This is a genomic window from Ignavibacteriales bacterium (assembly GCA_026390815.1).
Lineage (GTDB): Bacteria > Bacteroidota > Ignavibacteria > Ignavibacteriales > SURF-24 > JAPLFH01.
Map to the genome: position 1 here is coordinate 1 of JAPLFH010000041.1, position 25,251 is coordinate 25,251.

At 34.5% G+C, this 25,251-nt stretch carries 12 protein-coding genes; 1 reads left to right on the plus strand and 11 read right to left on the minus strand.

The window, feature by feature from the left end; genetic code table 11:
- Positions 1-213: 213 nt before the first annotated feature.
- Entirely contained in the window at positions 214-2,313 is a 2,100-nt protein-coding gene (locus NTX22_12745; protein ID MCX6151391.1) for a hypothetical protein, read from the minus strand.
- Positions 2,314-2,907: 594 nt separating this feature from the next.
- On the opposite strand from NTX22_12745, the gene NTX22_12750 reads away from it, so the two are divergent.
- A complete protein-coding gene (locus NTX22_12750) occupies positions 2,908-7,032 on the plus strand; it encodes an alpha-amylase family glycosyl hydrolase (GenBank protein ID MCX6151392.1) in 4,125 nt (1,374 codons plus the stop codon).
- Positions 7,033-7,334: 302 nt separating this feature from the next.
- Here the strand turns inward: NTX22_12750 and NTX22_12755 are convergent, their stop codons facing one another.
- From NTX22_12755 to NTX22_12800, 10 genes are all read right to left on the minus strand, one after another.
- On the minus strand, positions 7,335-10,454 hold the full coding sequence (locus NTX22_12755) for a family 78 glycoside hydrolase catalytic domain (GenBank protein ID MCX6151393.1): 3,120 nt from the start codon (positions 10,452-10,454) through the stop codon (positions 7,335-7,337).
- A gap of 2 nt (positions 10,455-10,456) precedes the next feature.
- Positions 10,457-12,310, minus strand: coding sequence for a class I mannose-6-phosphate isomerase (locus NTX22_12760; GenBank protein MCX6151394.1), 1,854 nt, complete (start codon positions 12,308-12,310; stop codon positions 10,457-10,459).
- 21 nt (positions 12,311-12,331) lie between these two features.
- Positions 12,332-13,234 (minus strand): ROK family protein, encoded by a 903-nt coding sequence (locus NTX22_12765; protein MCX6151395.1) that lies wholly within the window; start codon positions 13,232-13,234, stop codon positions 12,332-12,334.
- Positions 13,231-14,442: an alpha/beta hydrolase-fold protein gene (locus tag NTX22_12770; protein MCX6151396.1), complete on the minus strand. Its 1,212-nt coding sequence runs from the start codon at positions 14,440-14,442 to the stop codon at positions 13,231-13,233. The genes NTX22_12765 and NTX22_12770 overlap by 4 nt, the downstream gene beginning before the upstream one ends.
- A 15-nt stretch (positions 14,443-14,457) precedes the next feature.
- Positions 14,458-16,524, minus strand: coding sequence for a hypothetical protein (locus NTX22_12775; protein ID MCX6151397.1), 2,067 nt, complete (start codon positions 16,522-16,524; stop codon positions 14,458-14,460).
- A 36-nt stretch (positions 16,525-16,560) separates the two neighbouring features.
- On the minus strand, positions 16,561-17,640 hold the full coding sequence (locus tag NTX22_12780; GenBank protein ID MCX6151398.1) for a DUF4185 domain-containing protein: 1,080 nt from the start codon (positions 17,638-17,640) through the stop codon (positions 16,561-16,563).
- A gap of 68 nt (positions 17,641-17,708) precedes the next feature.
- Complete coding sequence (locus NTX22_12785; GenBank protein MCX6151399.1) at positions 17,709-18,554, minus strand: T9SS type A sorting domain-containing protein; 846 nt, start codon at positions 18,552-18,554, stop codon at positions 17,709-17,711.
- 58 nt (positions 18,555-18,612) lie between these two features.
- A complete protein-coding gene (locus NTX22_12790) occupies positions 18,613-19,746 on the minus strand; it encodes a DUF4961 domain-containing protein (GenBank protein ID MCX6151400.1) in 1,134 nt (377 codons plus the stop codon).
- 93 nt (positions 19,747-19,839) lie between these two features.
- Positions 19,840-23,298 carry a hypothetical protein gene (locus NTX22_12795; GenBank protein MCX6151401.1) on the minus strand — a complete coding sequence of 1,153 codons (3,459 nt, stop codon included), beginning with the start codon at positions 23,296-23,298 and terminating at the stop codon, positions 19,840-19,842.
- A 12-nt stretch (positions 23,299-23,310) separates the two neighbouring features.
- A complete protein-coding gene (locus NTX22_12800; GenBank protein ID MCX6151402.1) occupies positions 23,311-25,251 on the minus strand; it encodes a DUF4185 domain-containing protein in 1,941 nt (646 codons plus the stop codon).

A 25,251-nucleotide genomic window follows, 5' to 3' on the forward strand; every position in this document is an offset into this window, starting at 1 on the left:
TAGGCAGGTGTGTACGATGTTGTGCAATTAATTATTTACTAAACATCGGTAACATCCCCATGGGGATGTTCGTGCACGATCTCTTGCTTTAATAGTATCACTAAAAAGTGTGCACGATGTGGTGCTATTTGTGAATTAATAGCTATGATGAGCTAATGATTTGCGATGTAAAATAATTTCCCAACCCTGAAGCGAGCTATCCGCTCGCTTCATTTATTTCATCTCTTCTCTCTTCACAAACTTTTTCCCATTCCAGTAAAGAATTTGGGATTTAATAATATTACAATATTCTGGTGTATCGGTTAATGGTGGTTTTAATTTACCATGAACTACTAATGTATCTCGTTGTATTCTAAAACTATTTTCAATTTTTATTTCAATATCTTTTAAATTATATCCCACTAAAAAAAGAATGTCTGCGCTACCCGGTCTCTGGCTAATAGCTTGGAATATGCATTTAATATCAGGATGATTTCTTAAATGATCCTGCTCCATAGAAGCCCATCTTAAATTCAGAAACTTATTATAATCACTGTTGGGATAAAGAATGTGCATTAGGGTTTTGGCTAATGGATAGTTTTTTATTAAATATTCAGGTGTAGTAGGCAATACTTTTGTTCCACTCAATTCCTTTATATCAATTATTGCTAAACTTGTTTTTGCATATCCGTTATTTTGTGGTGCAAAAATAATTTCTTTAGAACTATCATCATCTATATCATAAATAAAACCTTCTCTAATATGACCACTGTTCCATAATGTTCCATCTAATCTTTTTCCTGTTATTAAATCTAACTTAAAAAGTGCCGCACTATATGAAAAATCATTTATTGCAATAGCTACAAGTTGTTTTTGTTTATTTACAGTTATTGTGTCAAGTAGTCTAATGAAATAGGGTGGAGGTAAAAATTCCCTTTGTGAAAAAACTGTATCCTTAAAGATATATTTCCATATTTCATTTCCATATTTATCAAAACAAACAAGTCTGCCTTTTTCTCCCTTATTTTTAAGAAATTGCACTATTTCATGTGTGGCAAATAATTCATTAACACCATCCCCATTAATATCTATTAGTCTAACAAAATATTTTAGATAAGTCTGATAATTATTTTTGGAGTCAAAATTAATATTTAAATTCCACAGTACCTTACCACTCTTATTTTTCACATATACTGTTTGTCCAACACTTTCTAATATCGCAGGGTTATCATCATAATCTCTGATGGCATAATAAGAGGAGAGTAAGATTAAGAGCAAGAGTAAGACTGAAACTCCCCAATGGCGTTTTACATTCTTAGCGGTTCTAACAACCGGGTTTTGTTTTTTAATTTCAATTAAGCTTCTTCTATCTAAAAGGTCGTCAAGATCTTTCGCTGGAACAAGTTTTAGTTTTCTTTCCGGATAAACTTCATTCAATTCATTTATCTTTTGCTCTGCTGAAAGTAAATCATCATTGGGAACCACAAACGAATTAATACTTGAGAAGAAGACAACCTCAACTTTCTTTTTAATAATTTCGTCACCTGTTCGTGTAATTTTTCCTGATGATTCCAATCCACCTGTTGATGCAATGCTGCTTTTTATATTTACAAGGTATGGGGAATTATAATACTTAAGGAGTTTTTCAATAAATCCAATTGCCAGTGTAACGCCAAGCGATTCACCAATGTAGTAACCAACCCTTTCATCAAACTGAATTATCACTTTATGGTATTTACCTATTTTTCTAATTAGTCTCTTAACATAGTTCGTTGCAGATTGCCAGGAATTTTCAATTTGTTTTTGAAGCCGTTCCTCTATTTCAATTTCGCTGGGAATTATTATAAATTGGTCTTTTGACGCTCTTGTTATTTCAATTGTAATGCTGTCAAGGATGCCTAAAGTAAAATTTGCACCATTGTTATTCTGAACTTCAAGCACAGGGAAAAGGAGTTTATTAGTTATTGGATTTTTGTCTTTGCCGATTAGAATATCATACAATTCATTTAACTGCTGTTGTATTATACTGTGAGCTGATGTAAGATCGTTCCTGTAATCCGACAGAAAATCAAGCGCACTTACTTTATTAATCTGTTCAAGAACATTTTGTGTTATTTGGGGATCGAGATAAAGAGGACTGTATTTTTTTAGAGTTTCTTTGTAGAGATCTATAAATTCCAGAATATATGACTGTGTTATAAGTGGATCATTTGAACTTAGCACAACTTCAAAGAAGTTGTTTATTAATAACAGTTTTTTAAGGCAAGAACCCGGATGGCTAAGTGATTGAATCAGTGCTTCCCTTGCTCTTTCAATAACTACAATGTTTGTCATAACCCCCGAAAGTTTTAATTCGGAGTTTAAGATACAAAATTAATAAATAGATTTGCAAGACTTCTTAATTTATAATTTAACTCTTGTTCACCAACCAAATTTAGGAAAGCCATCCCAACAAATTCTTTTATATTACTCATTCACGATACGCTAAACATTTTATGGAATAACAACGACCCTGCCTTTGCCGGCAGGCTTCAGGACGTTGACGGATCAACTCGAAATATACCGGCTTTAGTCGCAAATAAACTTTTTTTATGGCTAAAGCCCACGTTATTGGGTTTATTTAAACCCCACCATGAATGACGGGGTTAATAAATAAAAGTCTTCGTAAGGTGCTTTGCTCATCCAAAATTTAACCCCCAGCATTCATTTACAAGTATTTTTTGTAATTTTGATTCAGCTAAATTATGGAAAAATATTTTTTAGAAAGTCACGTTACTCATCGTTAGATATTTGAGCCAAAAAACTCATCTCCTTAGTCCCCTTCTATTTCAAAGAGAAGGGGATTTGGGGTAGAGTTCAAAATGCTGCGTAAGGTGACTTAGTAAGTAAGTTTTCTACTTCCTAAATACAGATAATTCCGGAGCCATTATGAAAAAACTTTTTACACTTGGTTTTATTGTTAGTATTATTTCTATAGCGTCTGCACAATTGGTACCCGTCACTTTTCACTTCAAACCTGATTACACACAATTTACAACACTAAGAATAGCAGGAACTTTTAACAACTGGAACAATGCTGACCCAGCAATGGAAATGAAAGACCCTGATGGTGATGGAGAATATGATTTAACAATAGACCTTGCGAAAGATCTGGATCATAATTATAAATTTGTTATGGATGCAAACTGGGGATTTGCTTATACCGATCCGGACAATCCAGTTATTAATATTTTAGATAATAACAACTCAACTTTGCATGTTAAAGATCCTCTTATAACTTATTTACTGCCAAGAGATATAAATTCGAAAAGTGAAAAATTTATTGATGTAACACCAACCGGCTTACCAATAAGAGCAATTTTTGCTTTTACACAAGCTAATCCAATTGATCCGAACACACTCCAAGTAATTATTGATGGCGTTCCTTTGAGTAATCCATCTCAATACTACGATGCGCAAAAGAGAGAATTTAAATATCAACCTAACCCTGCGTTAACAATTGGCGACCATACAGTAATTGTTTCAATTACATCAGCTTTAGGAACAGATGAAAGAACTTCCACATTCAGAAGAGATCCAAATTACAAAGTTTACAATGTTCCGGTTGATTTTTATTTCGATCAAAATAATACCTCAGTTGTATTTTCTCAGAAGGTTACAGATGTAGTTGTAACGGGCACCTTTAATAATTGGAACGATGTCTTTAATCCAATGCGCGATCCTGATGGAGATGGGTTATGGGAAGCAACCGCAACAATAACGCCTGATAAGTATGAATACAAATTCAAACTAAATAAAATAATATGGGTTAATGATCCTGATGAACCTGCAATTGGAACATCTGCAGATCAAAACAGCCTGGTTGTTGTTGTGGCTGATTCAATACCAAAAATAAAATTAGTGCAGCCTTTGGAAGGAACAATCTTTTCAGAAAATCCTGCTAATGTAAGTTTCAAAGCTTTACTGCGCCCTGGAGTTAAATCATCTGGAATAGTTGACGGAAGTATCATTACCAAATTAGATGGAACAAATATTCCGAATAGTTTCGATACTACAACTTCAACTGTAACTTCCACTATGATTTTAAATGGTGAAGGAAGACATATTGTTGAAGTTTCTTTTACTAATAAGGAGGGTTTGTCTGCCAGCGAAATTTACTCGTATGGAATTTATACCAATCCAAAGGGAAAATACATAGTTGATGCATTGAATGATGAGCCTTACTCATATCCTGCCGGAGTACCAAATGGTTCAGCAGATATTCTTTCCGCAAAAATCACAGATACACCAACGCACGACTCTTTGAAATTTGCAATTCAATTAAAAGATGTTACAGACAGAACAAGAATTGGATTGATCATCACAAGCCCCAGCAGCACTTTAGCAAGCGATCCGTTGGGATTAGACATCAGAACTCCGAACTGGAATGGTCAGGGAATTTTTGCATCAATCGGTGCCCCTGGAAACCTTTTTGAAAATCCTATTACTGAAAACCGAATAATGGTAAGCAACAATCCTGTAACATACAGCAATTATTATTTGAACATCAATAATGATGCATTAACAAAAGATGAATTTGATTTTACCATCAGTCTTTCTTTTTTAGATAGCATAATTGGAAGCTGGACAAGAGACCGGCAATTCATGGTTTTTTCATTTATTGCTGCTGATGATAAAAGCGGTAAAGGTTTTGAGGTTGGGGTAAACGAAGGCGGTACAAGTACAAGTGAAGATCCAAATATTTATGATGCAGCATTTATCAGAAGCGGTTTCTGGCAAAAACGAATGTTTAAAAATTTTATTCCTGTAGGTCAGCCTAATGGTCCCCGGTTTGTAACGCTTGATGGAAAAGGAAGAGGAATTCTTTCTGTTACCTCAAACGAAATTTCTGACAGTCTTGCAAAATTCGGAACAGATATTTCTTTCCTTACACCTGGAGTGGAATACTGGTATCCAGATGTAACCGTTCACGGTGAATTGAGTGATCTTTCGATATCAACCATAACTTTTTATTTTAACAATGCTCCAAGTACCCAACAAGTTACCGCCGGTAAATTTGATGTTCCATTAACATTAAAGGAAGGCGAGAATATAGTTTATGTTGTTGCTGAAGATAGTAAAGGTTTTAAATCAACTTCAAAAAATTTAATTATGAATTATAAACCGGATACAGAACCATCGATTGCTATTGATGGAACAGTAACCGGAAGACAAGTAAAACTAACTGCAAATGTAACCTCGCCAATTGGTGCGCAATTTACTTATTTGTGGTCAGCTGATCAATTAAACCCGGCAAATGTATTTCTATCATCTACGCAAAAGGAAGTTACAATAAATATCCCGCAAACTGATGGAGAGTATTACTTCAATTTAAGAGTTAGGGATTCCAAGAATAATAGAATTTATGTTAGAAAATTAGTGCTGGCACAGGGTGATTCTATTTTATTACCGGAAATAAACCATCATCCCAAATGGGTTGATGATGCAATTGTTTATGAAATTTATCCACGATCCTTTACTCAGCAAGGAGGATTTTCCGGAGTTGTGGAAAGAATTCCTGAAATGAAAGCGTTGGGTGTTAACACAATTTGGTTTATGCCAATTTATACAGGACCAACCACTCACGGTTATGAAATTACTGATTATTATGGTTTTGAAGAAGACTATGGAACCGAAGCTGATTTTAGAGCTATGATGACAGCGCTTAAAGCAAACGGATTTAAAGTTATTCTTGATTACGTTGTAAACCACACTTCAATTCAACACCCGTTTATGCAGAATGTTTTTCAGTATAAAGAATACTCGCCTTGGGCTAACTTCTATATCTGGGATGGTGAACCAGGAAATTCCAATTATCAATTTTTATTTGATTGGTCTAGCTTGCCAAATTTAAATCATCAAAATCCTGATGTAAGAAAATATTTTATTAAAGCTGCAAAGTATTGGGTTAGCAATTTTAATATTGATGGATTTAGATGTGATGTTGCATGGGGAGTTGAACAAAGAAATAATCTTTTTTGGCAGGAATGGAGGGAAGCATTAAAAACAATTAAGCCGGATATTTTTCTTGAAGCGGAAGCCAGTTCAGCAGAAGCAGTATTCTATCAGAATAGATTTGATTCCGCAAACGACTGGGAACTGCGTAATAAATTACTTGGTGCTTTGAATGGATCTGTTACAATACAATCTTTACATCAGGAAGCTACACGCGTTTATCCTGAGTACGCTCGTCCGTTTAGATTCCTGGAAAATCATGATGAAGTAAGAGTCGCATCATCGTTCGATACCAAGCGGTCGGTTTTACTCCACACAATTATTTTTACACTTAACGGTGTCCCGTTGATTTATTCAGGTGGAGAAGTTGGAGAAATAACCCGGCGGGAAATGATTAACTGGAGCGATCCCGATAATGTAAAACCATATTTCAAAAAATTAACACAGATACGTAGCAAGTATATCCATGATCCGAAGATAGAGTTAATTGATAACACAGACAATAATAATGTTTACTCATATTCATCTATAAGCGGCAATAATGTTGTTCTTACAGCAGCAAACTTTAGAAATGAATTAAAAAATACTAATATGGATTTATCAAAACTTCCATACGATGGTTCAAGCAATTATTATTTAACAGATTTGATAGATGGCAAGGTTTACAAGGTTACTCCTGAGCAGCGGACTGCTTTTCTAATAAGTCTAAATGAATACCAGGCAAAAGTATTTTATTATGGATTAGATTCAGTAACAGTTGTTGATGTTGAGAATTTTGCAGATACAAAAATTCCATCGCAATATAAACTATTTCAGAATTATCCAAATCCCTTTAACCCGGTATCAATGATCAAGTACCAGATAAAGGAGACTGAAAAAGTTACTTTGAAAATTTATGATATGCTTGGTGGAGAAGTTGCAACATTAGTGGATGAATTTAAAAGTCCCGGAACCTATTATGCTCAATTTAACGGAGCAAACTTAAGCAGCGGAATTTATTTCTATCAATTGAAATCTGGTAAGTACCTGGAAACGAAAAAGCTTGTTCTGTTAAAATAAATTGTGATGATTAACTCCATCTTTTGTTTAAGACGGAGTTAATTCTTTCGATCATTAATTTGTGTAAAGACCAAATAAAACTTTTATACCAGCAAATATTCATTAGCGATAATACCAATTAGAAAATGCTCCAAATTAAAAAACCCCTTTAATATATTTTATAACAATGATTAACTAAGCGGAATCGGCAAGACTTCCTGAATAATCATTCTAAACAAACTTGTGGGTAAGAGAAATTTCTTATTATTTTTTTTGTTTATTATTGTGAGCTTTTGCAAATATGGAAGCATTTACTATACGAGTCATTCAAGTTTACAGCTTATCTCATAACTTCCGGAACCAACCTCTAAATAAACACATCCATTTTCTTTCTTAATAACTTTATGATGTTCTTTTAATTCAAACTCAATGCTTGGAAGAACTATAATTGCCTTGGTATTAAATGGGATTGTTACCTTCATTAATAATTTCTTCACGTTTTTCTTCCAGGCAGATTTAATAACGCCATGAATAGTTTTGAATGATGCTTTTGCAAAAATTAATTCTTCGGGAATAAATGGCTTTATCATTACTTTTTTGAATCCTGGCTCAAGAATAATTATTCCTGCTAAGTCTGTAAACAGCCATTCTCCCACACATCCCAATGAGCAGTGATTGAATGAGTTCATTGTTGGATCATAAAATCCCCTTTCAGGATGATAGCTATCCCAGCGTTCCCACAATGTTGTAGCTCCGTTATCAATCATAAAAAACCAAGAAGGAAATTCATTATTTGTAAGCACTTTCCAGGCAATATCATTTCTGTTAATTGATGAAAGAACGGGCATCAAAAATGATAAGCCAAGAAATCCTGTTTTGATATGATAACCGTTATCAATAATATTTTTGGTAAGATAATTTATTGCTTTTATTTTTTCTTCTGATTCGAGTAATTCAAAATGAATAGCGAGAACAACGGCAGTTTGAGTTAACTGACTTAAACTACCATCATCATTTAGGAATGCTTTTCTGAATGATTGTTTTATTTTGTTAAACAGATCAGCATAATATACTTCATCTTCGCTGGACCCAATAATTGCTGCAATTCGACTCATTAAAGAACAATCATATGCAAAGTAAGCTGTGGCGATAAAACTTTTTGCGGTTTCTTCACCGATGTAAAGCCAATCGCCATAACCATATTCCGGCAATACAAAATTATTGCTCATTTTTTTAAGAGAGAGAGTGAAAGATTTCATTCGTTCATAATATTTTTCAAGAAGGTTTACATCGTTATAATATTTAAAAAACAAATATGGTGTAACAATTCCTGCATCAGCCCAACCAGCGGAGTTAAAATAGACAGGACCCACACCCATATCCACAAATGGTGCAAATGGTGGTAACGCTCCATCTTCTCGTTGTGCATCAAAAAGATCTGTTAACCATTTTGAATAAAACGAAGATACATAAAAATTGAAAGCTGCGGTCTTAAAAAAACTTACTGCATCACCAGTCCAACCTAATCTTTCATCACGCTGCGGACAATCAGTTGGAATATCAACATAGTTAGATCTTTGATTCCATAGTATGCAGTTGAATAACTTATTGAGTTTTTCATCCGAAGAAGTAAAAGTACTGGTCTGTTCTGGTAATGAATTTATTGATATTCCAGTAATAGTATTCTGTTCAATCTTATCAAGACCAGTAACTTCAACATATCTGAAACCGTGATATGTAAAAAGTGGTTGCCAGGTTTCTTCATTATCTCCTTTTGATATGTAAGTATCCTGCGCTCTTGCCATTCTAATATTTTCGGTATAAAGAGAGCCATCGTTGTTAAGCATTTCTGCAAATCGTAAAACAATTTTTTGATTGCTTACATTTTTAAGAACTAATTTTACAAAGCCGGTAAAGTTTTGTCCAAAATCAATAATAAATTTCTGCTTATTAATTTCTTTAATTGATTGCGGTTTCAATTCACATCGGATCTTTACTTCTTCAGCTTTATATGGCGCTAATTCTGGATTAATATCAGGTATAACTTTTACTTTTTTAAAGTTAACATTTTTTGATGGGTAAGTATCCCAACCTTCTATCATCGGTTCAAAATTGGTGTCATAGAATTCACCCATCAGAATATCAGCTTCACGGATTGGTCCTTCGGATGATGTCCAGGTTTCATCGGTAGAAATAATTTCATCACTTCCATCATCATAAGAGATCATCAACTGAAGTTTAAATGCAGGAAATTTTCCATAGTATCCTTTTCCCTTTTCCCAACCGCAATATCCGGAATAATATCCGTCAGCAAGTATTATATTAATAACATGCTCATCTGATAAACCAAGGTTTGATGTGACATCATAAGAATTGTAATAAACACGTTTATTAAAATCACTCCAGCCTGGTGTAAGCCTATCTTCACCAACTTGTTTACTATTAATTCTTAAATGATACAACCCAAGTGCCGTGCAATAAACAAACCCACGTGTTACATTCTTTGTCGTTCGAAAAGTTTTTCTAAAATATGCGGCTGGATTAAATTCTAATTCCGCTTTGGGCACACGCCATGGTTTCTCTCCAACAATTGCTACTTCTTCGGCGTTCACAAGGTTTGTTTCAGATTGTTCCAATGATGACAGCCAACTCTTATCTGTTAGAATAAAAAATGTTTCCCCGGTGGTGAATTTAATTTCTAGTCTAAGAGTAAATCCTGGTTTGTCAATGTATGAGTTTAGTCCGGTTACTTGAAAAATATTCTTGCCTTCCTTAAGAAAATCTTTTACATCACACAACTTCGGTCTTGCCCAGGAAAATATTTTATCATCACTTTGTGCAACAAATTTTTTATTAAGAAAGAGCTGGAATTTTTCATCTGCAGTTACAATTAGGTAAGCAGATTCAATAATATCTATTCGTTCAAGCTGAAACGATTTGTGTAAATAAATAGTTTTAAATTTATCATCGGAATTACTGAATGGATACCAAATCCATTTGTCTTTATTTACTTGAAAACTAATTGTACGTTCTGGTTTTTCATTGTAGATATGAGAAATCCACTTTGCACCCCAATCATTTTTTTCAAATAATCCAGTTGAAAATTTTGCGGGTTCACTCCATAATGTAGGCTCATCTTTTTCATTCCATACCATCACTTGCCAATAGTATGTTTTGGCGGAATGAAGATGCTTACCCGCAAATGCTATTTGAGATGAATAGGAAGATTGGACTTTACAAGAGTCCCAAATGTCCACAGGTTCTATAGAAAGATTATTAGTAGTAGAAGCGACTATAATTCTATAAAAAGTTTGGGAGGAATCATATCCGTCATATTCGGTTATCCAACTGAAACGCGGCTGTTTTTCATCTATACCGGCTGGATCAATTTTATATTCGCATTTTAATTCAACAGGTTTAATTGATGAAAATCTTTTTCCCATTTTTAATTCGGATCATTCAATGGATCAGAAATGCCAATACCGGGTTTTACGTAAACCATCACCATTTTACAGGGACTCTTGCCCTTGTTTACAATTTTTAATTCGCCAGTAGCTGCAGGAATAATCATTGTTTCTAAATATGAAAGTTTGCTAACTCTTCCGTTCTGGGAAAAAATCTCTACTCTTTCACCTTGAACTAAATTAGTTGAGTAAGCGATACCATTGGTATTCATAACAAATTCATTCTCAAACTCAATCCTGTGGATGTTATAAAAAGTAAAAGGCGCTTCATAAAGTACAACTTCCTGCCAACCCTGACCACTTTTTAATATCTTAGGTTTGGCAATAAGATTTTCCTGAACCCATTTTTTTCTTCTTTCAAATCTAATATTTTCAAAACCACGCTGAACGTTTATTGGTCGAAGTTTTCCCTCAAGATCTTTTCTTAAATAATCATAAATTTTAAATGTAAATATGTATGGCGTAGCGCTTATTTCAAGCACCAAATTGCCTTCCCCGCTGCAGTGAATCGTCCCATTAGGAATTAAGAAAAGATCATGAGGTTCGCTTGGTTCTTGGTTAACAAATTTTTCTATATCTACCTCGCTGCCAAATTGAATTGAATCTTCAAGCGCTTTTTTAAATTCCAATGGATCGCATTCTTCAGTTAAGCCAATATAAACTTGCGAATCTGGTTTTGATGCACATATATAATATGTTTCATCCTGAGTAAAAGTTTCACCAAATTTTTTTCTTATATAGTCTGGGCGCGGATGAACTTGTACTGATAAATTACCGCCATCGATTGTATCCAGGTAATCAAATCTTATTGGCCATTCATATTTAAATTGTTTTGAAGCATTTTCACCCAGAACATTTCTATTTTGCAAATACATTAAGCAATCGAATGAGAACTCAAGTGTAACATCATCTTTTTCAATTATGATTCCATTTTCAGGAACGATCATTTCAAATGACCAAGCAAAATTTGGTGCTTCAGGATCAAGCCCCATATGCCCTTGCATAAACTTTCCACCCCAGGGACCAGGAAAAAACCACGGACGCAACCGGAATGGTGTAACAGAAATTTCAGTTAAAGCATTTCTAAAATCATTTCCTTTAATTGCGGTTGGTTCAACTGGATTTTGAAGATCGATAAAAAGATCGAGTGAAGGAAGTAATTGTTTTTTCAATCTGTTTAATGCAGGCCACTCAACAAAGTAAGATCGTTTATAAAACTGTCCGAAAGATAAAGGCTGAATTGAACCAAGATTGCAAACCTCACCATTACGTGCATACTCCTGAATATAATCTTTAGGAACATCAATGTACCACAGGTTATCATACAATTCTATAATTGAAGAACCTGTACCGTAAATGATTGTAATATCTTTGGCTTTATTGCCGCGCTTTATTGATGAAGTTATACGAAGCTCTGATATTTTTTTTACATCGAAAAGATATTCAAGACCGAAGGGATAATGCATTCCAAAAATAGGGTCATCTCCGCCAAGGAATGGTTCAATTCTTTTCAGAATTTCATCATCAGAAGCATAATAATTTCTAACATCAATAAATTCGTATTCAATTTTAAAATATTTGAGTGCGTTAGTAAGTCCCGAAATAAATTCTTCCCAATGAATACCCTGATAGCCATCAATAACAAGCACACGGAGCCCATTGTGTATTTCTGCGGAGATATTATCAGCTAATGCGTTGTATCCTTTTTCAATTACTCCACTGCTGATTGGGAATTTAGGTAATGTATCAAATGGACCCCGCGGAAACTTCGTCATTCTTTCTGGCAGCAATGCAATGAAGGGATCTTCAATATGTTTTGAATTCTTATCAGGCATTAATTCTCCTTTATAAATTTTTTATCTTCCTAAAAATGCAACTCCGATTGCAGCAGCATTATTACCCAGCAATGATTTCTTTATTTCCACTTTGTTTTTGGGGAATGTCCACGCACGTTTATGCACTAACTTAGTTAACGGTGGAAGAATTATATCGGCAGAGTTCATAACTCCTCCACCTAATACTACTGTATCCGGTCCGTACGCGTGAATTGCATTAACTATTCCGATAGAAAGATCATCTATAAATTCATTAAAAATTATAACACATTTTTCATCACCGGTTCTTACTCTATTAAAAAATTCCGGAAGTACATCGACGGAACTGTTTAAAGATGAATGCTTTTCTTTTATCTTTTTAGTTAACGCTGTGGCAGAACAGTACAATTCTAGGCAGCCTTTATTTCCACAGGAACAATCAGGTCCATTTCTATCTATGCTTATGTGCCCTCCAAGTAGACCGCCTAATGAATCAGATCCGTAATATGGTTTTTCATCAACAACAAGCGAGCAGCCAAATCCAGTTCCTAAAGTCATGCATACCATTGCTTTGCTTCCTTTGCCCGCACCGAATTTATATTCACCCCAGGCGTAAGCGCGTGCATCATTTTCTATTGCAAATGGAAATCCAAGTTCATCAGAAAAAGCTGTTCTAAGATTTATACCTGCAAGCATTTGACCGGCGCCGATATCATTTTCTACTATGCCGGTTTCTGTATTGATTAAACCTTTGATAGCAAATCCACCGCTCTCGATTCTGTAATTCCCAATTACCTTCCTTGCATGTTTGATTAAACTATAAAGGAGGTTTTCTGAAGAAGAAAAATTAGCAAGTTTTTCCTCAACAAAGTGAACAGTGCTGCCGTTGTTTTCAAAAACACCCGCTTTAATATTTGTACCGCCAAAATCCATCCCAAATTTCATTTCGGTTCTCCGTATACACCAAAGAAATAAATCAATCCATCAATTAGATGACGTCTCCAATTCCCCCAAGTGTGTCCTTCAAAATATTCCTTATAAATAAAATTATATCCTTTCTCGGTAAGCACTTTTTTCATTCGTCTGTTTGCATTTAAAAAATCAAGTTCTGCGACTGGCAGAAAATCGGCACCTACTTTTTTCTCATAAGTTCCAATATCCACAAATAAGTTGATAGGCTTTATTGCGGAATCTCTTATCAATTTAATTATGCTGTCATCTTTGAACGAAAAATAACCGGATTGCGAATAAGCATTTTGAAAAATATCATTTCTCAAAAAAGAAATATAAGTGGAAATTAATCCAGCGAAAGAGTCTCCAATGATAAGCCGTTTGCCAGCGGATCTGATGGTCGAATAATTTTTATCGATAAAATTAACAAGTTCATCACAGAAAAATTTTACGTAATCATCATTCATCCCATACTCAGTTGATCTGTTTGGCTCTGCTGGTTGATGCATATTTGGCGGAGTGACAAATACTGCAATACATGGTTCAATTTTATTTTCAACAATTAATCTATTGATTGAATATGGCGCCAGAGCATACTTGATATAATCTGGTCCGTCATGAAAATAAACAGTTGGATAACTATTCATCTGACTGTAATTGGGTGGAAGATAAACGTGCACTTCGTGATCATAAGGTAACGCCCCGGATGGAAGAATATGTTTAATTAACCCCTGGTAACTTCCTTCTTTGCCATAAAGATAATCTTTAAGGTATGGATGTCTTTGATACTTTGGCATTACAAATTCTGAGAGTGCACCTAAACCGTACAATGATTTAAATTTATTTGATGGATCGCAAATATCATTGCCGTCAACTATCAACTGGTATTGTATACTTGCTTCAGATTCGAGTTCAAGTGCAAGAAAAAATAAATTAATATCGTTTAACTTTTTAAATTGAATTGGATCAGTCCAGCCAGTAATATCACTTAGTAATGCAACATTGTGGGCATCACCTTTATAAATCAGAATTACCTTCGAATCATTTTCATAAAACGGATATTTTTGCTGATCTAATGAGAGTAAAATATTCTGAAGTATTTCTGCTCTTAATTCATTGGAAATATTGTCCCAATTTTCCAGGGATTTACTCAATCCCTTTATAAGGTTCTGCTGTAATTTCTGATCGGTTTTGCTTTTCATTTATCATTCAAATAATTATGCTTTCTTTATTCCATTAACATTAGCGTTATAAAGTTTTCCTTGATAAGAAATATTTTTCAATTCTGCTTTAGCATCAAAGCTGCCAAATTGTGGGGTTGCACTAATACCTTTATTCAAAGTTGCATTTATTCCAAAGATAGATTCAATAATAATATTTGTCCAGCTTCCGCTTGATGATACTGTCCAATCAGTAATGTACGGCATATCAGGAGGAGCTTTCCTCGCGCCACCACTGTCAGGGTCAATTGCTGATTCAACAAAATGCGCCTGCCCTAACGGACCTTGATTAACGGATTTTGATAATCCTTTCATCCACTTAAGTGCTAATTCTATATTGCCAGCTTTGAATAATGCTGTAACAGCCTGCGCGGGCCAGGCAGGATAAGCGCCATTCCACTGATGATCTGGTCTAACGCTAAACATTGCATTATCATCACCCGGGGATAGCGCACGCATCCAGGTTGGTGATTGCAGTTCCCGTATAAAAAATTCAACCATTTCATTTTTTTGTTTTGCGCTCAGATCATTTGGAATCATATTAAGAATTGTTATGAAATCGTAGCAATGTCTTACTTCAACTAAACTACCATCCGGAAATCTTGTTGACCAATAACCTTTTCCATCTACATATAGTTTATTTATTTGGGGAATAAGATCATCCGCTTCTTTTAGAAAATTATCAATCATATCCTTTTTACCAGTCGGTTCACAAAGTTCTGCAGCAGTTCTAAGGTTAAATACATTGGCCGCATTAAGTGAAGCAACTTCGTGAATGTAAGTGCTGACGCATTCTAATAAATTATTTATTCCACCATAATCAGCTAATCCATTTGGTGATCTAAAATTTTTCCAGTTGGATGCATATTTAAGAAGCAAATCAATTACCGGAGATTTCAGCCCTTCTTTAACTTGAATTATTTTGTTAAGCCATTTGAAATCGCCATTCCATCTAAGATAATTTTTTGAAATTTCTGTTATAGCAAAATCATTTACAGAATACCACGGACCAACAGGCTCACCAGTTAAATATTCAGTCCCAAAATGTTTATGTACATCCATAGACATCCAAAGTTCAATATACTTTTTCATAACCGTTGGATCGAGAAGTGCGTGCGTAAGTGAGCTGAGTGCATAGTCCCAAATGAATGTTACTGATTGCCAGTACTTCGGCATAAGTGTATCATATGTTCGCCCCATAACGGAAAAGGGATTATCTCTACGGAAATAAATTACACCAAGCACACCCATATAATAAAGTTTAGCAATTTCTTTATCTGTAGTTTCAAGCAGCGGCATTGAACCTGAAAATCTTGAATTGCCCGGTGTAAACGCTGCTTTTATTTCTTCGTTCCATTCATTTCTGCAAAGTTGAATCTCTTCACTAACATTTGATATAATTTTTTTATAATCAGTAAGAACGTTTGAAAGAGAATCCCCAACAACAGTTACGTAATCAATAGTTTTTGATTCACCCGGAGCTAGAGATAAATTAATTTTAATTCCATTGCGAGTAATTTTTCCATTTAAAGAAATTCCCTGCACCTGGAATGCGTTACTATTCTTGGCTGAGTAGATTAACAAATTGTTTGATTCATCAATTTCAATTTTATGATCAGTTTCAAATGGTGGCAAAGGATCATTCCAGCTTTTAACTGCTTTAGTAACACTACCAGTAAAACCATATTTCAATTCAAGATTCTTTTCCACTCCGCTTATATTTTTAAATGATAGACGAACAGCACAAGCCATTTTACCCATTGGAAGAATTGTAGTTGTATTAAGTTTAAGACCTTCGTACTCTGCTTCGCGCTCAATTCTATCGGCAAACCAGGTGAATTTTATTTTTGTGCCAGTTGCAGGGAAATAAATATCATCAATGAATAAACCAGCAGTAATAATATCTGAACATCCAAAGGGTGGAAAATTCAGGCTTCTGATTCCAGTTAAATCAAAATCTGATTGCACACAACCGATAAAGTTTGTTAATCCAGGAAGATTAAAAATATCTCCGTGTTTATGAATAAGAACATCACTTTTAAGATCTTCAACAGTTGGAATCATTTATTCTCCGGTATATTCTATTTTTATAATCAATAATTATTCAAAGGTAATTTCAATTAAATGAGGATAATATTCCTCAAACTCTATGTAAGTAACATAAATAGTCTTCCCACCATCTTTTGCAAATGAAGGGTGTTCTTTACCAGCATAGATTAGCTCAAGCTGCGGTCCTTCTATTTTTCTTTGAGGAACAACTTGCCAAAGAGTTGTTGGCTCGCTCCACGGACCCCATGGAGTTGGGGAAGTTCTACCAACAATTTTTCCGGATAATTCTAATGAGTGAATAGAGAGGTAACAATCAAGATATTTATTATAGTTTACAGAGAGTTCATTTGGCATACCGGAAAATACTGGCTTGGACTGCTTTACATTTTTTGTCCAGCCGTCTTTTTCAGAAATAAAATATTCGTAAAGATCTATTTTTTCTATTTCACCAGGTTTGATTCGTGCAAGGTGAAGATTATGTATTCCGTTCCGATCATTTTTAGTACCGTACAAATAAACATATTCATTGCCTGCCTCGTAAAGAATGGCAGAAGCAAAACAAGGGTCGTCTTCCTTCCATAATATGTAAGAGTCATTATAAAAAACTCTTGAAAATTTCCAGTCTTTTTCATTCCCAACCGCAAGACCGGAACCGATAACAACAAAATTAGCCGGTGGCTCACCATCTTTAAGCATTTTAATTTTTATGAAATAAAGATAAACTTTGTCTTTAATCGCTACCCCGTGCAGGCACCATATCCTGTACCAGTTATAGTCTTCATCAGCTTCGTGCGGGATTAATTGTTTAAGCTGAATGTTATCATCAAGTATATACTTAAAATTCTTAAATCCATTTTCCCCAGTTTTATCAAAACATAATAATCCAGTATTCGTAATCATTTTTTCTAAGCCACCTATTCCGGTCATATCAACAGGACCAAGCGGAACACCACCCGGATACCATAAACTTTCGCCTTCAGTTCTTTTGCCAATGAGTGTATCACCAAAAAAGAACAAGCATTTATCATTTAAAGGAATTGAATACGCTCCATCCTGCCCAACCATTTTATTTGGGTTGTTCTGAAATTGTGGACCAAGGTCCCTAACTTTTTGAATTTTTAATTCTTTCATTTTATAAAATATTTTTAATGATTAACCGGCTTTAATTTTACTCAAAGCCGGCACAACAAAATTTATAATTACTTAAGCAAAACCATTTTGTTCGTTTGGATAAAATCTGAAGTTATAATTCTGTAATAATAAATTCCACTTGGTAAATTCTCAGCTTCAAAATTAATTATGTAACTGCCCGCAGATCTAAATCCATTTACAAGTGATTTAACTTCCTTTCCGGATGCATTAAATATGCTGATACGTACATCACCGGATTGTTTTATGGAATATGTAAAACTGGTGGTTGGGTTAAATGGATTTGGATAATTCTGTGTTAGTTTGAATTCAGTTGGAACACCTGGGATTTTTTCTTCTACATCTAAAGATCCGGTAACTTTTACCTTATGATTCATGGAAGTATCCGTACCTGCTAATTGTTGGTCAACATCCTGATCATTTAAAAACTTCAGCATATCAATGGTATTTACAGTAACAAGATATCCAATATTGAAATCGCCACTTGTTATCCCGACTCTCAGATTGATTGTTGTTTCGTAAACAACATTTGCATTGTGCAGGTATCCAACATCAGAAAGCAAATTAATCCATTTCATTCCTGCTGGTCTTTGAATTACAGTATCAACATTGCCCCATACCGGTGTAGCTGAAGTATCAAATTCCATAGTACCTGCACCCATTGGTGAGTTATAGGTACCGCTAATAAACGACCAGTCTTCCGGGACGAGTATTGCAAGTGCTCCTTTATGTGCGTTATTGTGTTCAGCATTCATATCTGAAATTGTAATAGTTGTTGTAAAAGTTTGCCCGGCATTAACCTGGCTTGGTTGATTTACATCTTCTATAAGGCATCCTGCAAAGGTAAATATTGTAATTATTCCTGCAAAAAGAATAAGTGATTTTAATAATTTCATTTTTAACTCCTGGAATTATGATGCCCGCCATTGTTACGGGCATCTTAAAATACATTTTTTACTTTAACAATAACATCTTAGCTGTTTGATTGAATTCAAATCCATTGGAACCTTTAGCATTTAGACTATAAAAATATATTCCACTTTGCAGATTAGCTGCATTAAAATTAAAGTTTTGATTTCCTGCCTGATACATTCCTTTAGCTACAACTTTAACAAGTTCGCCAATTGAATTGTAAACTGACAATGTAATATCTGATTCAACTGGTAAACTGATAGATAAAACAGTTGATGGGTTGAACGGATTTGGATAGTTCTGAGAGAGATTAAATTCTTCCGGAATCGATTGATTAACTTCAACTACTTTGGAATATTCAAACGTTCCTTCAAAATCCATTTGTTTCAAGCGATAAAATAATTTTCCATTAGCCGCACCTTGATCAACAAATGAATATGAAGTTTTTTGTGTTGTAGTTCCCTTTCCGGAAACAGATCCAATTTTATTAAATACTTTGCTATCAGTGCTTCTCTCAATATCAAATCCAAGATTATTTGTTTCTGTTGCAGTCTCCCATTTAAGTTGTACTCCGTTCTTAGTTCCTGTTGCCGAAAAAGAAGTAAGTTCAACCGGAAGAACTCCGGAAACAGTAATTGGATTATTCAAACTTACTGAGTACCAGGTTGGATCAGTAAAATCAAGTGCAGCATCTGATACAAAATAACCTAAATTGAAAGCACCTTGAGTAGCACCCGGTGTCATTTTTACATGAACAGTTACATCTAATGTAGCGGCAATTACAGCTTGTGCAGTAGATGACTGATAAACTACCCACTTCATATTTGCACCACTGGGGAATCTGTTTTCAAGAGAGTCTGTCCAGAAATCAACTTGTCCACCAGGTTCATTATCAGCTACATTTGCCGGTAAAAACAAACAGGAACCATTATACCCACCAGTGAACCAAACGGAATCTACCTGCCAGTCGTTAGGAAGTTTTAGACCAACTATTGCATAATGTGGATTAGCGTCGACATTACCCTCTACACTTACTAATACTGTAGCAGTAAATTGTTCAAATCCCTGAACAGAAGATGGTTGAGTAACCGTAAGAATCACGAAGCATCCCGCAATTATTAATGCGGCAATTGCGGAAATACCAAGAACAGAAAGTTTTGTAACTTTGCTTTTCATTTTACTTGCTCCTTTTTTTTATTTATAGGTTGTTGTTTATTAAAAAAATGAATCCCTGTAAAGAAATGACAAAAAACCTCCTTTTATAAATGATTATTTATGGATCGATTTAATTAAAATATCAGAAAATTCTCCGGGTTTCAATTCCACCTTGATAATATTATCATTAACATCTAAAAGCTGAATTTTATTCCCGAGCAGATCAATTGTCTGTGCCTGGAAATCGACAAATAATTTGCTTTTAATTCCAACCGTTTGATTATTTTGGCTATCGGAATTCAGTAGCCTGATGATGATTCCTTGTTCAACAGATTTTAGATTAATCATAACAATGTTTTTGTTATCAATAGTTAAATATTCTTCTGATGAAGGTACAGCACGGAACCAGCTTTTTCTAATTTGCACTGGTGTGTTAAGTTCATATCCCAGCATAGATGTTTTAGCAGGATCAAAACTTCCTTTGCCAGAAGTAAATGCATAATGGAAATCAATTTTTCCTTTCAGATTTTCGTGCCTGTTCCAATCATTTGGAAAATTAGTAACTGGATTGGAAATGATTACAGGATCAGTTGCCTGCTCATCTTTCCTTATTCGGATAACTCTTGCATCAGCAGTCGACCAACAAATATTTTCATCATCATTAAATATGGAAGCAGATCTTCTTAGCGAAACTCCATCGTGAATAATTCCGGGAAGCCGATCTTTATCCATTTCAATATATCCGCCAAGAATTTCCGATTTTACTTTTGCATTTGGCACATTAAAGCTAAACGGCAGACCATATTCCTCAAGTATTTTTGTTGGTTTCATTGCTTCAAGATTTGCAGCTGCGCTTACAAATACTTTGTCAATTCCATCAAGTAAAGAAAATTCGATTGTTTCAATTACATCATTTTCTCTTTTAACTCTTAAAGTAATTCTAACCGGACTTTCATCAATAATTTCATAGCTAATCTTACTCCCCAATATGGTAGAATGATTTTGCTTTAACGATGCTTTTTCAATTGTTGGATCGGCAAATCCAAAACTACTTTTTTCATTAATCAATTCTTTACCGGATTTTTTATCAATAATGCTCGTTACTGAAAAACGCCCGATATCAAAAGTAATTTTGTAAAATTTATTCTCTATTGAATTAGCAGTCTTTTTTAGATCACTTATAGGTTCTGTTGATGTGGATTTTGGTTTAAGCAAATACTTTTTATAACCAAATGAAGGAAGATCTCTTGCCACAAAATATTGTCGATGATCTTTTCTAAAACCTGGAATAATTTGATTTGTTTCAGCATCGATTATGTCATACTCAGGTGAAGTATCAAACGGATATTGTATTTCCACTAAATCATCTCTTTTCCAGGAAAGCGTGTTGAAAACAATTAATCCTTCAGAAGTAAGACTTTCTTCAGGTTTGGAAATTCTGTGCAAAGCTTTTAACAAAACAGATTCAGTTCCTAACAAAGCATCTTCCACATAATTCTCACGGTAGTCCATCGTTAGTTTATTATCCTCAGGTGAACCGTACCCAAATTCCAATCCGCTTCCATGCCCGCTGAATTGCAGCAAACTTTTATATGCTTCACTAATTTCCATATTCATTAGGCGCTTGGTGCTGTCTAAAAGATTGCTTAAAGTAGATAGCTTCTCAGCAGATAATAATTGATGCTGGCTCCACCTGGCTTTTTTATTTCGGTTAAATTCACCCTGATAAATAATATCCCAGTTGGAAGTCCAGTCACCTTTTAAAACTGGCAGTTCATCGTACGCTTTAGAATTAATTAATTCTAAAGTGAATTTGTTTACGTCGCTGCTGATGAATTTTGGATACTCATAGTGCTCATTCCATTTCATTGCAAGAAGATATTGATGACCGGCAAGAATGCTATTATCGCTGAAAGATGTGTTAATCAAAATAATATCCGGCTGATAGTTTCGCGCTTCAAGTTTATTTATTCTTTCCCAAATCATTTGTTCAACTGTATATAAATCATTTGACTCAAGTCCATATGCTTTTCCTTCATTATAAGCTTCGTTCAAATAAGTAACCACTTTACTTCCATCTGCCGCTTCCCATTTAAACACTTTTGGTAAGTTACGCTGAATATTATAATCACTATAAAATTCATTAATTCCCTCAGCAAGAAATTTTACACCAGCTTTTGAAAGAGCCTGTGGCAAAAACCAGGATTGACCTGGAACATCATTATAAACGGCACCACTAAAAGTGATTCCGTATTTATTTTTATACTCAAGCGCTTTATCGAATGAGCGTAACATTTCTTCTTCAGAAACCCAACCGGTAAATGGATTTGTGTAAATTGGAGATAATGCAACCCTGCCCTGTTTGATTAACTCAATCAGTTCCAGAAATTTATCTTTGCTTCTCAACTTCTCATAAGCCACAAGCTGCCAGGTTGTTTCAATAGTCCAATGAAAATCAGGATGCTCTTTACACATTTTTAGAACATCATCAAGAGTATTACAATGAAGTTCTTCACATACCGGTTGTGGATTTGTATAACCTACATCGGTATGATTAAGAAGCATTAAGTGAAGGCTGTATTTTTTTTGCTTCTTAAGTTGAAAACTTTTTTTAATTAATTCTCCACCTAAATTAAGTTCAGACTGAACAATAATATTCTCCTTGATTTCCGGTATGTAAAACGAGTGCCGTGTTTTTCCAAATGCAACTGTGTCTATCTTAAACTCATAGGATTTATTATTATAATCAATCTTTAAAGTCGCAGAAGTAAGTTCATGGATTAATGAATTAATCTCAACATCAATTCTTTGTTTTAATTGGCTATCTATTTTTTTAAAATAAAAAGTAGATACAGCATTAAAATCCGGTTTATTATTTTTTGTTCGGATAAGATATTTAACGTTAGAAATAGGGCTGCCATTTTTTTCAAGAAGTCGGGCAAAGAATCCCCATTCCCATTTAATCATTCCAAAGAAAGCTAAACCTAAATTGGTATGAGTGTTCAAAACTCTCACAATCAGATCATTTGCTCCTTTCTTTAATTTTATTTTAATTGTATCCTGATCTTTTAAAGCGTTACGAGCATTACTTGTTGAATAAATTTTTTCTTTGTTAAGGTAAACTTTTATTTGGGAGTTGCTGCCAAAAGTAAGAAGCGCTTCTTTATCGTAATCACTTATAATTGTTGTAAAAGCATATCCAGCGCGCGAGTACCAAATCTTTACAGGAATTTTGGTGTTAACATTCCACTCCAGCGTACTGTTAAAATCAACAAATCCCTTTTTATCAATTGACTGTAAAAACCATTTTGATTTTTCTTTCTCAGGTAGAATTGAAGTTGAAGAATCTCCTTCAAACGGAAAGATATCCGGTTCTCCTATTGCCGATGTATCTTTAGGATTTCCAAACCCAACAAGTGGAAATTCAATTGGACCTGTAACAAGCCAGGCAGGAATAAATCCTTGATCGTTTCCATTTAGTACTATTTCTGCGTTCTTATTTTGGGCAAGTACAACAATGTTTGGAATCAATAGTAACCAAAATAAAAGCTGATATAACTTTGAGGTTTTCAAATCAAACTCACTTTATCTAATTAAAATCATTTTTTTTGTTTGAACAAATTCACCGGCTTCCATTCTGTAGAAATAAACTCCTGATGCCAATCCTCCCAAGATGGATGAAGCATCGAAACTAATTTCACAATTGCCAGCACTATAATTTCTATTTAATATTTCAGAAATCATCTCACCAAGTGCATTGAATATTTTTATAGAAATATTCGATTTCTTTGGAACACTAAAAGATATTCTTGTTGATGGATTGAAAGGATTAGGATAATTCTGATTTAGCTTAAAGTCAGCCGGTAAATTATTATCATTATTTGTTACTGATGTAGTGGAATCATTAATTGTTAGATAAATAAATCTGGGTCTATAAATATCAGCATTGTTAAAATGATCCCAAAAACTATATGAGTTCACGTTGTAACTAATCAGCAATTCATCAAGGTTAGATAAATTTGGATGAGCTTTTGCGTTATAAACAAAAATATCAGGATCGATTAAAATTTCTGGACAATTATAAATGGATTGGGAAATACCAAATGGACCAGTTGGGCTTTCACCAATTTTAATTGCAACGCTATTACTAGTTTGAAAAACTAATAAATAATTTCCGTCTTTAACCGGGGATACACTGAATTCCTGTGATATGCCATTGGTTATCGGAGCACAGTTTTCAATCCCACTCACCCAATTAGTTCGGTTCCAAAATTGCCATAGAGAAAAGTTTTCTATTTCTTCAGGAAGAACACGGGCAGCTACAAGTTCCTTTCCAGTTGAACCGCTTCGTGGTCCATAAATATAAATATATCCATCAGGAAACGGATTACCGGAATTACTTGTCATTGGCATTATAGCCTGTCCCAAAACAATTTCCCAATTAGCGGCTTCATTTTTAACAAACAACGGTGTATCAAACTGTTGAACATTGGAAATAAATTTCTGTTCATCCAAAGTAAACTTTAATAAAGCCACTCCATTTACTTCAAAACCCAAGCCCCCGATAGTACCATTTAACCGCAGAGCAAAAACATAAATGGTATCGCTTAATGAAATTCCATCCATCAACCAGTACCAATCCCCTGGTTTTGCATTTGGTGTAGCAGGAACAAAAACCGCCTTAGGAGAATTACCAGAATCTTTCCCCCAGAAAAATTTAATTTCATTTGAATCTGGATTGTTACTTTGCAATAAAGCTAAAGTATTATTTACAAGCTTAGCATTAAGTCTGTGGTTGGAGCTATCAACTTCACCAATAAATGTATCGCTAAATAAAATTAATTGATTGCCAGCCGGATTATTTGAAGGGGCATCATATTCATTTAATGGAATTGAGTAAATTCCATCTGCTCCTGTCCAGCCGCTTTTTCTATCAAGAAGATTATTCCATTCCACAGCAGAACGAGTTTTATAAGTAACCCGGCATAAATTTGAATCCGGAACACCAATAGGATGCGGATAAGAAATTGAAACCCAGGTTGGATTTCCTGAAGATACTAATCCCGAAGTAGCTTTTGTTGTTAAATATCCAAGATTAAAACATCCCTGTGTTTGTCCAACTTTCAATTTCAATTGAACATTAAATGAACTGATATTATTATAGGCATAACCCTGATCAGAGATCAGAACAATCCATTTCATATTTGATCCAAACTGATTAGCCGGATAATATAGATCTATGGAATCCTTCCATTCAGAAGAAATACTTAGAGTTCCATTACCTAAAACGGAAGAATACGATGCTGATATCAATTCCCAATCGACTGGAGCAATAATACCAAGTATTCCTTTGTGCGCATTTGGTTCCGGTACTATATTATCAGTTATTGTCAAACTAACATCAATAATTTCTCCGGGCTGTGCAGATGTTGGTTGTTTAACCGATTCAAATAAACACCCATTAAAAAAAGGCAAAACAGAAAGTGATATTGCGATTGTCAAATATTTAAATTTCTTCAAGTTCAT